Below are 12,383 nucleotides of genomic sequence, written 5' to 3' on the forward strand. Positions count from 1 at the left end.
CCATGATCGACAGGTGGAGGGCGGGGGTGGGGCAGGGCGGAGTGAGGCGAGGTGGGGCAGGGCGGAGTGAGGCGAGGCGGGGGCGGTTAGGGGAGGGGCCAGGGGAGGGTTAGTTCGCCTTGGCGCCAGCGGGTGGGGTTGTCGAGGATGGGCCAGCCGGTTTCGCGGAGGCGGGTCACCGCGTGCAGCCAACGTTGGCGGGGGCCGAAGGTGGCGTACGGGGCGGCGGCCTGCCAGGCGTCGTCCAGGGCGCGGATCAGCGCGTGCACCGGCTCACCGGGAACGTTGCGGTGGATCAGCGCCTTGGGTAGCCGCTCGGCCAGGTCGGCAGGGCTGCCCAGCGTGGTGAGCTTCGCGGCCAGGGTCAGCGTCCGCGGGCCGTCGGCGTCGATCAGCAGCCAACTGGCGAGCCGCCCCAGCTCGTCACACGTGCCCTCGACGAGCGCTCCGCCGGGAGCGAGCGCGGCGGTCATCGTCTGCCAGGCTTCGGCGACCTCGCTCTCGTCGTACTGTCGCAGCACGTTGAACGCGCGGACCAGCACCGGCCGGAGCCCGGCCAACTCGAACCCACCCCGGGCGAATGTCAGCCCGGGTGGGTCGGCGGCCGGCGCCGCGGCCGCCACCCGGGCCGCGTCGATCTCCAACCCGACCAGCCGTACGTCCGGGCGGACCCCGGCCGCCAGTCGAGCGCGCAACTCCACAGCGGTCACCGGGGTGGCGCCGTAGCCGAGGTCGACCACCAGGGGGTCGTCCGCCGTCAACAACCGGTCGGCGCAGGTGGCGACGATCCAGTTGTCGACCCGACGGAGCCGGTTCGGGTTCGTCGTGCCGCGCGTCACCACGCCGACCGGCCGGCGCCGCGCCGCAGGGCTCATGTCGACCTCAAGGTCAATCTCCATTCGCGACTGCGGGGCGCGCACACCCGGCTCACCGCTCGCGAACCGGGCTCACCCCTCACGCAGCATTGTTAGATCCGGTGCACCTTGTGCTGGGCGGCCTGGGCCCGAGGCCGGACCACCAGCCGGTCGATGTTGACGTGTTCGGGACGCGTGGCGCACCAGGCGATGCAGTCGGCGACGTCCTCGGCGACCAGCGGCCCCGGCACCCCGGCGTAGACGGCTGCGGCCCGTTCCGCGTCGCCCTCGAAGCGGACCAGCCCGAACTCGTCGGTCTTCACCATGCCCGGGTCGATCTCGATGACCCGTAGCGGCCGGCCGCACAGCTCCAGGCGGAGCGTTCCGGCGATGGCGGTCTGCGCGTGCTTCGCGGCGGTGTAGCCGCCCCCGCCCTCGTACACGGTCAGGCCGGCGGTGGAGGAGACCACCACGATGGTGCCGGAGCCGGAGGCTTCCAGCGCCGGCAGCAGCGCCTGGGTGACCCGCAGGGTGCCGAGGACGTTCACGTCGTACATCCACTGCCAGTCGGCGACCGAGCCGGACTCCACCGGGTCCAGCCCGCGTGCTCCGCCGGCGTTGTTGACCAGCAGGGTGACCGGCCCGGGTGCCTGGGCGGCGGCTTCGGCCAGCCGGGCCACCGACTCGTCCGAGGTGACGTCGCAGGTCACGGCGGTGGCCTGTCCGCCGGCGGCGGTGATGTCGGCGACCAGCTCGGTGAGCCGTTCGGCGCGGCGGGCGGCGGCGAGCACGTGGAAGCCCTCGGCGGCGAGCCGGCGGGCGGTGGCCGCGCCGATCCCGCTGGACGCTCCGGTGACGATGGCGACTGAGGTCATCCCGACATTGTCACAGCGGGCGTACGACCCGCCCCGACCGGGCGTGCGGCAGTCATGGGCGCGTGTTCGGTGATGAGGTCCGTCACGCCGAGGGGCCGCGCCGGGGAATTTCCGGAGCCCGATGGGGAAGATGACGTCCGGCGTACAGGTTGACCGAGAAGCGCCGGTCGTGCGAGACGGCATCAACCGTGAAGAAGGAGCGGATGTGGCGGAAATGCACACCGGTGTCGGGCGTCAGCGAGGTGCCCAACCGTGGCCCCGGCCTCGCCGCATCGCGACCCTGTCGGTACACACCTCCCCCCTGCATCAGCCCGGCACGGGTGATGCAGGGGGGATGAACGTCTACATCCTCGAAGTCGCCCGGCGTCTCGCCGAGGCCAACGTGGAGGTGGAGATCTTCACCCGGGCCACCTCCGGTGACCTCCCCCCGGTGGTCGAGATGGCGCCCGGCGTGCAGGTTCGACACATCACCTCCGGCCCCCTGGAGGGCCTCACCAAGGAGGAGCTGCCCGGCCAGCTCTGCGCCTTCACCGCCGGGGTGCTGCGCGCCGAGGCGTCCCGTCCGCCCGGCCACTACGACCTGATCCACTCCCACTACTGGCTCTCCGGCCAGGTCGGTTGGCTGGCCAAGGAGCGCTGGGGGGTGCCGCTGGTGCACACCGCGCACACCCTCGCGAAGGTCAAGAACGCCCAGCTCGCCGCCGGGGACCGGCCGGAGCCCAAGGCCCGGGTCATCGGCGAGGAACAGGTCGTCGCCGAGGCGGACCGGCTGGTCGCCAACACCCGGGTCGAGGCCAGCGACCTGCTCGACCGGTACGACGCCGACCCGACCCGGGTTTCCGTCGTGCAGCCGGGTGTCGACCTGGCCCGGTTCCGGCCCGCACCGGGTGACAGGTCCGCGGCCGCCCGCCAGGGCCGCCGCCGGCTGGGGCTTCCAGTCGACGGGTACGTGGTTGCCTTCGTCGGTCGGATCCAGCCGCTCAAGGCCCCCGACGTGCTGATCCGCGCGATCGCCGCGCTGCGGGAGCGCGATCCGGCGCTGGCCGATCAGGTGACGGTGGTGATCTGCGGCGGACCCAGCGGCAGTGGGCTGGATCGGCCGACAGCCCTGATCGAGTTGGCCGCCAAGCTCGGCGTCAGCGACGGGGTGCGGTTCCTGCCGCCGCTCACCGGGGACGACCTTCCGGCCCTGTACCGGGCGGCGGACCTGGTCGCGGTGCCGTCGCACAACGAGTCGTTCGGGCTGGTCGCCCTGGAGGCGCAGGCCTGCGGTACGCCGGTGCTGGCCGCCGCCGTCGGAGGACTGGTCACCGCCGTGCGGGACCAGGTCAGTGGCGTACTGATCGATGGTCACGACCCGGTCGACTGGGCAAGTGCGATGGGCAGCCTGCTGCCGAACCGGGCGCTGCGGTCGGTGCTGGCCCGAGGTGCCGAGCAGCACGCCCGGCACTTCTCCTGGGAACGCACGGTCGCCGGGCTGCTCGGGGTCTACGGCGAGGCCATCGCCGGGCACCGAGCCCGGCTGGCGGCCGACCTGGCGGGTGACCCGGCGCTCTCCTGCTCCTGGTGACCCCCGGGGCCCGATTGTCACCCGGTGCGTGAGCCGAGTCGGTCGTAGAGTGGGTCCGGTGAGCCCGAAGAGCGATCTTGCGACCCTGATCGAATCGGTCTGCGCCGAGCGGGACCTGGCCTGGGAGTCGACCGGCCCCGGTTCGTACGCGGTGACGCTGCCGGGCACCCACAAACTCAAGACGATCTGCAACCTGATCGTCGGCGAGCACGCGCTGCGGATCGAGGCGTTCGTGATGCGCCAGCCGGACGAGCGCCGTGAGGAGCTGTGGGCCTGGCTGTTGCAGCGCAACGCCCGGATGTACGGCGTCTCCTTCTCCACCGACGCGGTCGGTGACGTGTACCTGACCGGTCGGGTCAACCCGGCCGGCGTGGACGCCGACGAGTTGGACCGACTGTTCGGCGCGGTGCTCACGTACGCCGACGAGTCGTTCGACACGATGCTGGAGATCGGCTTCGGCAGTTCGATCCGGCGTGAGTACGAGTGGCGGGTGAAGCGGGGCGAGTCGACAGCCAACCTGGCCGCCTTCGCCCACCTCTTCGAGCCCTCCAACGCCGCCCCCGCCCCCGACCCAACCTGACCCCACCCCCGCCAAACCGCACCGCACCGCACCCCGCCCCGCCCCGCCCCGCGCACCCCGCCCCGCCCCGCCCCGCCGCACCGCGCCCCGCCCCACCCAGCCGATCATGGAGTTGTGGTGGGTGACAAAGTCCTCGCATCACACCAAAACGCGCACCACAACTCCATGATCGATGGGGTTCAGCCGCGATCTTGCACTTACTGTCCCGGCGTAGGGGGCATTCCTCGCTTTTCCGCGACCGAAAACGCAAGATCGGCGCGGGCAAGGGCGCTACGGCGAGTTGGCGGTGGTTCGGAGTGCTCCTGACGGGTATGCCGCTCCGCGCGGTGCGGCAAGGGACCCCCGCGCGCCGATGACGGAGTGCCAAGGAGCGGAGCGTCCCATGGCTCAGCGGAACAGCTCAGGTCGCGGCGCGACTGCGACCAGGACGAAGCGACAGGCCGGCAATCAGACGCCGGGTACGCCCGGAGTCTCCGAGTCGGAGATTTCCCGGATGCGGGTGGATGACATCCGTGGCCAGCTGCGCAAACGCGGGGTATCCGGGATCTCCGCTCTGCGCAAGCCGGAGCTGGTGAAACAGTTGGTGCGTTCGATGCGGGCCGGAGCGGGTCGGAGCAGCACGGGCCCGTCGGGCCGGGCTGCCGGCACCAGGGCGTCGGCGGGTCGTGCCGCCGCCACCAGGAAGTCGGCGGCCAGGCCGGCGTCGAGCCGCGCGAAGGCCGCGCCGGCGAACAAGAGCGCGCCCGCGAAGCGGGCCGCCGCTACGAAGGCGACGGCCGGGCGGAAGTCGACGGCGGCGGCGAAGAGGGCACCTGCGAAGAAGGCGACCGCCGCTAAGAGGACCACAGCGGCGACGTCGACGGCCGCCCGCAAGACCACGGCGCCGAGCAGGACCACCGCTGCGAGCAGGACCACGGCTGCGAGCAGGACCACGGCCGCCCGGAAGACCGCCGCGGCGCGGAAGAGCACGGCGGCCCGCAAGACAGCGACGGCGCGTACGGCGCCCGCGCGCAAGGCGCCGGCGAAGAAGGCGCCGGCGCGGCCGGCAGCGAAGCGCGCGACGCCGGCCAGGAGCGCGGCAGCGAAGCGCACCGCACCGGCCAAGAGCGCGGCGGCGAAGCGTACGACAGCGAAGCGCACCGCACCCGCCAAGAGCGCGGCGGCCAAGCGCACGTTGACGCCGTCGGCCGGCGGCGGGACGGCGGCCGGCGGGATCCGGACCGGACGGGGTACGGGGCGGTCGGTCCGCAGTTCGCAGGTGATCTCGTCGATCACGGACCGGCCGGAGCGGCCGGGACGGAGTTTGATCACGGCGAACCACGAGGTGATCCAGCGGTGGGCCCGGGAACGTGGGGCCAAGCCGGCGACCATCGCCGGCACCGAGCGGGATGGCCGTGCGGGTGTGTTGACCTTCAACATTCCCGGGTACCGGGAAAGTAGCCGGATTCGCGAGATCACCTGGGATGAGTGGTTCTACACGTTTGACCTGCGGCGGCTGAACCTGATTTATCAGGAACAGTTGCGGAACGGCCGTCAGAGCAGCTTCTTCCGGACCGAGTCACCCGATCGGGAAGACGGTTGAGGTGTTTGCGGGAATGGCCGACGGGTACCCGGCTGTTGCCAACGGACGAGGCTGGAGCAGCGGATACTCGCCAGTTGTGACCGGCGAGACAGCCGTTCTGGGTTGAATCCAGAATCCGGGCGAACTAGCTTTATTGCACCGCGCCACGTTTGGAAACGTTCGGGGGAGCGGCGGATCGATCAGATCCGCGCACCAGACGAGGCGCGAGGGGACGGGTGGAACAACCGTTGGGGGACGGTTCCCACCTGTTTGGACCGGCGGCGTGAGCGGGCGATGCTTACGGGGGTGAGTGTTGCCCGCCGCCGCCGGCCCCGCCTTCGAGCGCCCACCACGACCTCAGGGACGTGGTGGGCGCTCTGCGTCGGTCATCCGATCGGTACGCGGTCCGCGTCGGTTGTCGGCTTTGGGTCGACAGCCCGGCGCAGCCCGGCGACGTGCCGCTCCCGGGGTGGTCCGGCGAGCAGGTGTCCGAGCGCGGCCAGCAGACCCAGCCCGCCCACGATCAGCCAGTGCCGGTCGCCGAGGTGCTGGAGGCTCACCCCGCCGAGGGTGGGCGCGACGAACGCCGCGGCGGGGAACGTCAGGTAGAAGACCGACTGGTAGCGGGCTCGTAGCTGCGGTGGCGCCAGGTCCGCGTTGATCTGCGCGTTGGGCGGGGCGGCGAGCATAGAGCCGACCGTCCAGACCACTGCGGCACCCAGGTAGATGGCCAGTTCGTCGGCGATGGCGAGCGCCCCGAAACCGAGCGCGAGCAGCGCCGTGGAGGCGGCCAGCACCACGTCCTTGCGGTGCCTGTCGATCAGCCGGGGCACGAACAACTGCCCGACCACGATCAGCGCGCCGCCGAGCGCCACCACCAGCCCGTACGCCGATGGGCCCAGGCCGTCCGCGCGCATGGCCAGCGGCATGATGGTCGACGTCTGCATGGTGAGTACGGCCAGCACGAAGGTGAGCCCGACGAAGACCAGGAAGGTGCGGTCGGTGAGCGCGGTGTGCAGTCCAGGCCGACGGGCCCGGACGGGTTTCGGTGCCGCGCTGGTGGTGGGCGTGGGGCCGGCCGCTGGCCGGGCCAGCCGCAGGGTTTCGGGCACCTTCCAGGCGATCACGGCGGCGGCGGTCAGTGTGGCGCCCGCGTCGACCAGGAAGAGCGCGGTGAAGCTCGCCTCGGCCAGCACCCCGGCGAGCAGCGAGGCGACCGCCATGCCCAGGTTGAACGCCCAGAACTGGAGGTTGAACGCGCGCGAGCGGCGTTCGGCGGGCACCACGTCGACGATCGCCGCCACGAACGCCGGGCTGGGCATCGAGTGGACCACGCCGATCAGCGCGGAGAGTACGGCGATCAGCAGCAGGGGCCGGGTGAAGGCCAGCGCCACCATCAGGCCGACAGTGGCCAGGTGCGCGGCGAGCAGGGTCGCCCGGCGGCCCCACCGGTCGGCGAGCACCCCGCCGAGCAGCACGCCGGCCGCCCCGCCGGCCCCGTACGCGCCGACCACGGTGCCGGCCAGCGCCTCGCTCGCGCCGCGTACGTCGGTGAGGTAGAGCGAGAGGAAGAGCATGGCGAACGCGCCGGCCCGGTTGATCAGCAGGCCGGCCCAGAGGTACCAGAAGGTGGCGGGTAGTCCGCCTGCGGTGTCGTGCCACCAGCGCCGCAGGGCGTGCACCCGACCTCCCGACAGTTCAGGTTGTTAACTATTTCCCCTGCACAGTAGGAAATCCGGCACCGCCGCGCCACTCGTCACGCCTCGGCGGGCTGTGCCGCGCGGGAGACGGTCGTCGGTGCCAGTGCCTCGCCGGAGTGGCGTAGCGCTGCCGCACGCCGTTCCCGGGCCGGCCCGGACACCAGGTGGGCCACCGCGGTCAGCAGGCCGAGCGCGGCGCAGCCGTACCAGAGGGTGTCGTTTCCGGCGTGCTCGCGCACCAGGCCGCCGAGGATCGGCGCGCTGGCCCCGGCGATCTGCCACGAGAGGGAGAACACACCCTGGTAGCGCCCGCGCAGCTCGGCCGGGGACAACTCGGCGATCAGCGTGGAGTTGGAGGGCGAGTTCAGCATCTCGCCGACCGTCCAGATCAGCACTGTCAGCCCGTAGAACCAGGGGGTGCCGGCGAACGCGGTCAGTCCGAACCCCACCCCCATCACCACTGACGCCAGCGCGAGCACGTGTGAGCGGCTCCTACCCCGGATCAGTCGGGGCACGAAGAGCTGGCCGACCACGATGAGGATGCCGTTGAGCGCGATCACCGAGCCGTAGGTGGCGGGGCTCAGTCCGTCGTCGCCCATCGCGATCGGCAGCATCGAGATGTGCTGGAGGAACACCAGCGCGGCGAACAGGTTGAGTGCCACGAAGCCGAGGTAGACCCGGTCGGTGAGGATGGTGCGCAGGGCGCCGCGCGGAGCCGCCGCGGCCGTGACGGCGGTGGCGGGGCCGGCCTGTCGGGTCTCCGGCACCTTGCTGAAGATGATCAACGCGGTGATCAGCATGGTGGCGGCGTCGACCACGAACAGCAGCAGGTAGTCGGCCTGGGCGGCGAGGCCGGCGAGGACGGCGGCGCAGGCGAAACCGAGGTTGATCGCCCAGTAGTTGAGCGAGAAGGCACGCAGCCGATCCTTCGCCGGCACCACGTCGATCATCATCGCCCCGAACGCGGGCCGGGCCGCCTCGGCGAACATGCCGAGCAGCAGCGCGCCCAGCGCCACCGCCCAGAGATCCCGGGCCAGCCCGAGCCCGAGCATCATGGCCGCCGCGCCCACGTGGGCGGTGAGCAGCGTCGGCCGGCGGCCCCACCGGTCGGCGAGGGTGCCGCCGGCGGTGGTGCCGAACGCCCCGCCGACACCCCAGAGGCCGATCACCAGGCCGGCCTGCGAGGCCGAGAAGCCACGTTCCTGGGTCAGGTAGATGGCGAGGAAGACGAGGACGAACGAGCCGAGTCGGTTGATCAGGGTGCCCGACCACAGGTACCAGAAAGTGGTCGGTAGGCCGCCGGTGGTTTCCCGGAACCAACTCCGCATCGTCCGCATATGGCGCCCCGCTTGCAAGTAATGACCGATCTGACTGGCGTGCCTTACAACCCTAGTGGCGGCCGGATTCGCTGGTCATCAGCTTTTTCACGTGGTGGTCGTCACGACGGCTGCCCGCGTGTCCGCCGGGCGGTTGAGGCAGGATGATCCGCATGACTGCGAGCGAAGGGCCCACCGTCGGGACGCTGGTCCTGCTGCGACACGGTGAGAGCGACTGGAATGCCAAGAACCTCTTCACCGGCTGGGTGGACGTCGACCTGACCGCGAAGGGCGAGGGCGAGGCGCGGCGCGGCGGCGAGCTGCTGCGCGAGCACAGCCTGCTGCCGGACGTCGTGCACACCAGCCTGATGCGCCGGGCGATTCGCACCGCCGAGCTGGCGCTCAACGCCGCCGACCGGCACTGGATCGCCGTGCGCCGGTCGTGGCGGCTCAACGAGCGGCACTACGGCGCCCTGCAGGGCAAGGACAAGAAGCAGACCCTCGACGAGTACGGCGAGGAGCAGTTCATGCTCTGGCGCCGGTCGTACGACACGCCACCGCCGCCCATCGACGACAACGACGAGTGGTCGCAGGTGGGTGACCCGCGCTACGCGCTGCTGCCGACCGAGCTGATGCCGCGCACCGAGTGCCTCAAGGACGTGGTCGACCGGATGCTGCCCTACTGGTACGACTCGATCGTGCCGGACATCCTGGCCGGCCGGACGGTGCTGGTGGCCGCGCACGGCAACTCGCTGCGCGCCCTGGTCAAGCACCTCGACCAGATCTCCGACGAGGCGATCGCCAAGCTGAACATCCCGACGGGCATCCCGCTGCGCTACGACCTCGACCCGCAGCTGCGTCCGCTCACCCTGGGCGGCACCTACCTCGACCCGACCGCCGCGAAGGCAGCCGCCGCGGCGGTGGCCAACCAGGGGCGCTGAGCCACCAGAAGCTGAGCCACCCAAAAAGGGGGCCCCTCGTCATCGCGGACAGCGATGGTGAGGGGCCCTCTGCCTGCCGGTCAGTTGCCGCTGGGGGCGCTCTCCCCGGTGATCAGGTAGATCACGTGCTCGCCGGCGTTCACCGCGTGGTCGGCGAAACGCTCGTAGAAGCGGCCCAGCAGGGTGGCGTCGATCGCCGTCTCCACCCCGTACGGCCAGTCGTCGCCGAGCAGCACGGCGAACAGGTTCTTGTGCAGCTCGTCCATGGCGTCGTCGTCGCGGTCCAGCTCGCCGGCGAGGTCGGCGTCGGGCTTCGCCAGCACCGAACCGATCTTGACGGCCATCCGGTCGGCGATCTCGGACATCTCGGTGAAAACCGTTCGCAACTCGGCCGGGACGGCGGGAGAGGGGTGCCGGCGCAGTGCGGTCTTCGCCACGTGCTCGGCGAGGTCGCCCATCCGCTCCAGATCAGCGGCCACGTGCAGCGCGGTGATCATCGCCCGGAGGTCGGAGGCGACCGGCGCCTGTCGGGCGAGCAGGTCACAGACCCGCTCCTCGACGTGCCGGTAGAGGTCGTCGATCTCGGCGTCCCGCTCGATGACCGTCTCGGCGGCCTGCCGGTCGGCGGTGAGCAGGGCCCGGGTGGCCTGGCGCATGGCGGCGCGGACGCCCTCCGCCATGTCCACCAGCAGTTGGCTGACGATCTGGAGGTCGGCCCGGAACTCGTCGCGCATCATCACGTCCTGTGGTCGGTCGCCGCCGACGGGTGCCGGCGCAGGGGGTTGAGCAGGTGCGACGCCAACGGTAGGGCGCGTGGACGGATCCCGGATGAACCACGGTGAACGACGCCAGACGTGGGGGTGAACACTTCCGTAAGTGAGGGTAGTTCGTCCCGTTCTGTGTGGTAGCCAGGTTAACAATGACCCTACGATCGCCGGGTGGAGTGGGCGGTGGCGGTCGTGGTGGCCGTGGCGTTGGTGGCCGGGATGGCCGCCGGCTTGCTGCTGCCCCGGTTCCTGCCGAGGCGGGACGGTCGCTCCACGTCGACGGGGAGCGTCAGCTTCCGCTGGAACAGGGGGAGGCCCGCGATAGTCGACGAGCAGCAGGCCGGGCTCGGTCGTCGGACGATCGACTCCCTCCGGGCCGGTGTCGTGGTTCTGGACAACGACGATGTCCCCGTTCTGATCAACCCGGCCGCCCGCGCGATGGGGCTGCTGCGTACCGGCAGCACACCCGGCTCCATCGCCGCGCACCCGCTGATCCGTACCCTCGCCGGGCAGGTGCGACGCACCGGCGTGCGACGCGAGATCGAGCTGGACCTGCCCCGAGGTCGCGACAGCGCGGGGGAGAACCCGCTCGGCGTGCACCTGCGGGCAATGGGTCTCGGCAACGGGTTCATCGCGGTCGAGGCGGTCGACGTGACCGAGTCGCACCGGCTGACCCGGGTACGACGCGACTTCGTGGCGAACGTGAGCCACGAACTGAAGACCCCGATCGGTGCTCTGCAACTGCTCGCCGAGGCGTTGCTGGACGCGACCGAGCCGGCCGACGCCGCGGCGCCCGACCTCTCCGAGGACCTGGTGGCCGCCCGTCGGTTCGCCGAACGGATCCAGCACGAGTCGACCCGGCTGGGTCGGCTGGTACAGGAGTTGCTGGAACTGACCCGGTTGCAGGGGGCTGAGCCGCAGCCGCCACCGGAACCGGTCGCGCTGGACTGGGTGATCGCCGAGGTGGTCGACCGGACCCGCACCACGGCCTCCGCCCGGGGTGTCGCGGTGACCGTGGACGGGCAACGTGGCCTGACCGCGTACGGCAGCGACAGCCAACTCGCCACTGCGGTGGCGAACCTGGTGGAGAACGCCATCAACTACTCGGGCGAGGACACCACGGTGCGGGTGACCCTGCGGGGCGACGACGAGCACGTCGAGGTCGCCGTCGCCGACCAGGGCATCGGTATCGCCCCCACCGACGTGGACCGGATCTTCGAGCGGTTCTACCGGGCCGACCAGGCCCGCTCGCGTGCCACCGGCGGCACGGGGCTCGGCCTGGCGATCGTGAAACACATTGCGAGCAACCATGGCGGACGGGTCGAGGTGTCGAGCACTCTTGGTGGTGGATCGACGTTCACCCTCCGGCTGCCCGCCAGTCCACCGGATGACCTCCTGGCGACACTGCCGCCGGTTGGGATCGAGTCCGGTCCGACTGGTCTACGGCAGGTCTGACAGCAGATGGAAAGGAAATCCCCGTTGAGCCGCGTTCTCGTGGTCGAGGACGAGGAGTCGTTCTCCGACGCCTTGTCGTACATGCTCCGTAAGGAGGGCTTTGAGGTTTCGGTCGCCGCGACCGGCACCGACGCCCTCACCGAGTTCGACCGGACCGGCGCCGACATCGTGCTGCTCGACCTGATGTTGCCCGAGATGTCGGGGACCGAGGTCTGCCGGCAACTGCGGCAGCGCTCCGCCGTGCCGATCATCATGGTCACCGCTCGGGACAGCGAGATCGACAAGGTGGTCGGGCTGGAGATCGGCGCCGACGACTACGTCACGAAGCCGTACTCGCCGCGGGAACTTGTCGCCCGGATCCGGGCGGTGCTGCGCCGGCAGAGCCCGGAGGTGGCCGAGGCGGGTGCGCCGACGCTCGCCGCCGGCCCGGTGCGGATGGACATCGAACGGCACGTGGTGACAGTCGACGGCGGGGCCGTGCAGCTGCCGCTGAAGGAATTCGAGTTGCTGGAGCTGCTGCTGCGCAACGCGGGCCGGGTGCTCACCCGGGGCCAGCTCATCGACCGGGTCTGGGGCGCCGACTACGTCGGTGACACCAAGACGCTCGACGTGCACGTCAAGCGGCTGCGCTCCAAGATCGAACCGGAGCCGTCCGCGCCGCGCTTCATCGTCACGGTGCGGGGTCTGGGCTACAAGTTCGAGCCGTGATCGGCGTACGCGAAGGGGGTCTGCGCTCGACGCAGGCCCCCTTCGGGCTGTTTCCG

At 71.2% G+C, this 12,383-nt stretch carries 12 protein-coding genes and 1 pseudogene; 6 read left to right on the forward strand and 7 right to left on the reverse strand.

Features of this window, described 5'->3' with window-relative positions; genetic code table 11:
- Window positions 1-86: 86 nt before the first annotated feature.
- The 3 genes from ACGF3C_RS07120 to ACGF3C_RS07130 all read right to left on the reverse strand — a co-directional run bounded on the left by ACGF3C_RS07120 (window position 87) and on the right by ACGF3C_RS07130 (window position 1,979).
- The gene (locus tag ACGF3C_RS07120; RefSeq protein ID WP_393220740.1) at window positions 87-875 is read right to left on the reverse strand and encodes a class I SAM-dependent methyltransferase; all 789 of its coding nucleotides are present in this window, start codon (window positions 873-875) and stop codon (window positions 87-89) included.
- 92 nt (window positions 876-967) lie between these two features.
- Window positions 968-1,729 (reverse strand): SDR family oxidoreductase, encoded by a 762-nt coding sequence (locus ACGF3C_RS07125; RefSeq protein WP_355005783.1) that lies wholly within the window; start codon window positions 1,727-1,729, stop codon window positions 968-970.
- 82 nt (window positions 1,730-1,811) lie between these two features.
- A complete protein-coding gene (locus ACGF3C_RS07130; RefSeq protein ID WP_357229075.1) occupies window positions 1,812-1,979 on the reverse strand; it encodes a hypothetical protein in 168 nt (55 codons plus the stop codon).
- On the opposite strand from ACGF3C_RS07130, the gene mshA reads away from it, so the two are divergent.
- Window positions 1,935-3,299 carry a D-inositol-3-phosphate glycosyltransferase gene (mshA, locus tag ACGF3C_RS07135; protein WP_393219659.1) on the forward strand — a complete coding sequence of 455 codons (1,365 nt, stop codon included), beginning with the start codon at window positions 1,935-1,937 and terminating at the stop codon, window positions 3,297-3,299. The genes ACGF3C_RS07130 and mshA overlap by 45 nt on opposite strands.
- Window positions 3,300-3,357: 58 nt before the next feature.
- The gene (locus tag ACGF3C_RS07140; protein ID WP_357229066.1) at window positions 3,358-3,879 is read left to right on the forward strand and encodes a YbjN domain-containing protein; all 522 of its coding nucleotides are present in this window, start codon (window positions 3,358-3,360) and stop codon (window positions 3,877-3,879) included.
- Between the two features lie 447 nt (window positions 3,880-4,326).
- Here the strand turns inward: ACGF3C_RS07140 and ACGF3C_RS07145 are convergent, their stop codons facing one another.
- Entirely contained in the window at window positions 4,327-5,046 is a 720-nt protein-coding gene (locus tag ACGF3C_RS07145; protein ID WP_393219663.1) for a hypothetical protein, read from the reverse strand.
- Window positions 5,047-5,059: 13 nt separating this feature from the next.
- Between ACGF3C_RS07145 and ACGF3C_RS07150 the strand changes: the two are divergent.
- Window positions 5,060-5,461 (forward strand): annotated as a pseudogene (locus ACGF3C_RS07150) (hypothetical protein); the annotation flags it as partial.
- A gap of 365 nt (window positions 5,462-5,826) precedes the next feature.
- On the opposite strand, the gene ACGF3C_RS07155 reads toward ACGF3C_RS07150, so the two are convergent.
- Both ACGF3C_RS07155 and ACGF3C_RS07160 read right to left on the reverse strand, forming a co-directional pair.
- Window positions 5,827-7,122, reverse strand: coding sequence for an MFS transporter (locus tag ACGF3C_RS07155; protein WP_357229058.1), 1,296 nt, complete (start codon window positions 7,120-7,122; stop codon window positions 5,827-5,829).
- Between the two features lie 74 nt (window positions 7,123-7,196).
- Complete coding sequence (locus tag ACGF3C_RS07160; RefSeq protein ID WP_357229055.1) at window positions 7,197-8,477, reverse strand: MFS transporter; 1,281 nt, start codon at window positions 8,475-8,477, stop codon at window positions 7,197-7,199.
- Between the two features lie 152 nt (window positions 8,478-8,629).
- Between ACGF3C_RS07160 and ACGF3C_RS07165 the strand changes: the two genes are divergently transcribed.
- Window positions 8,630-9,397, forward strand: coding sequence for a phosphoglyceromutase (locus tag ACGF3C_RS07165; protein ID WP_357229052.1), 768 nt, complete (start codon window positions 8,630-8,632; stop codon window positions 9,395-9,397).
- 80 nt (window positions 9,398-9,477) lie between these two features.
- Here ACGF3C_RS07165 and phoU read toward each other — a convergent pair whose 3' ends face one another.
- Window positions 9,478-10,131, reverse strand: coding sequence for a phosphate signaling complex protein PhoU (gene phoU / locus ACGF3C_RS07170; RefSeq protein ID WP_238666950.1), 654 nt, complete (start codon window positions 10,129-10,131; stop codon window positions 9,478-9,480).
- Between the two features lie 204 nt (window positions 10,132-10,335).
- Between phoU and ACGF3C_RS07175 the strand changes: the two genes are divergently transcribed.
- Together ACGF3C_RS07175 and ACGF3C_RS07180 are read left to right on the forward strand one after the other, a co-directional pair.
- Window positions 10,336-11,619: an ATP-binding protein gene (locus ACGF3C_RS07175; RefSeq protein ID WP_357229050.1), complete on the forward strand. Its 1,284-nt coding sequence runs from the start codon at window positions 10,336-10,338 to the stop codon at window positions 11,617-11,619.
- A 24-nt stretch (window positions 11,620-11,643) separates the two neighbouring features.
- Complete coding sequence (locus ACGF3C_RS07180; protein ID WP_030329696.1) at window positions 11,644-12,327, forward strand: response regulator transcription factor; 684 nt, start codon at window positions 11,644-11,646, stop codon at window positions 12,325-12,327.
- Window positions 12,328-12,383 lie beyond the last annotated feature (56 nt).

Origin of the sequence: Micromonospora sp. NPDC047762, assembly GCF_043204655.1 — a bacterium.
In the GTDB taxonomy this organism is placed as follows: domain Bacteria; phylum Actinomycetota; class Actinomycetes; order Mycobacteriales; family Micromonosporaceae; genus Micromonospora.

Excerpts from the sequence above, each read along its gene's own strand:
- ACGF3C_RS07120 (WP_393220740.1), bottom strand. The coding sequence starts at position 875 with ATGAGCCCTGCGGCGCGGCGCCGGCCGGTCGGCGTGGTGACGCGCGGC.
- ACGF3C_RS07125 (WP_355005783.1), bottom strand. The coding sequence starts at position 1,729 with ATGACCTCAGTCGCCATCGTCACCGGAGCGTCCAGCGGGATCGGCGCG.
- ACGF3C_RS07160 (WP_357229055.1), bottom strand. The coding sequence starts at position 8,477 with ATGCGGACGATGCGGAGTTGGTTCCGGGAAACCACCGGCGGCCTACCG.
- ACGF3C_RS07165 (WP_357229052.1), top strand. The coding sequence starts at position 8,630 with ATGACTGCGAGCGAAGGGCCCACCGTCGGGACGCTGGTCCTGCTGCGA.
- phoU (WP_238666950.1), bottom strand. The coding sequence starts at position 10,131 with ATGCGCGACGAGTTCCGGGCCGACCTCCAGATCGTCAGCCAACTGCTG.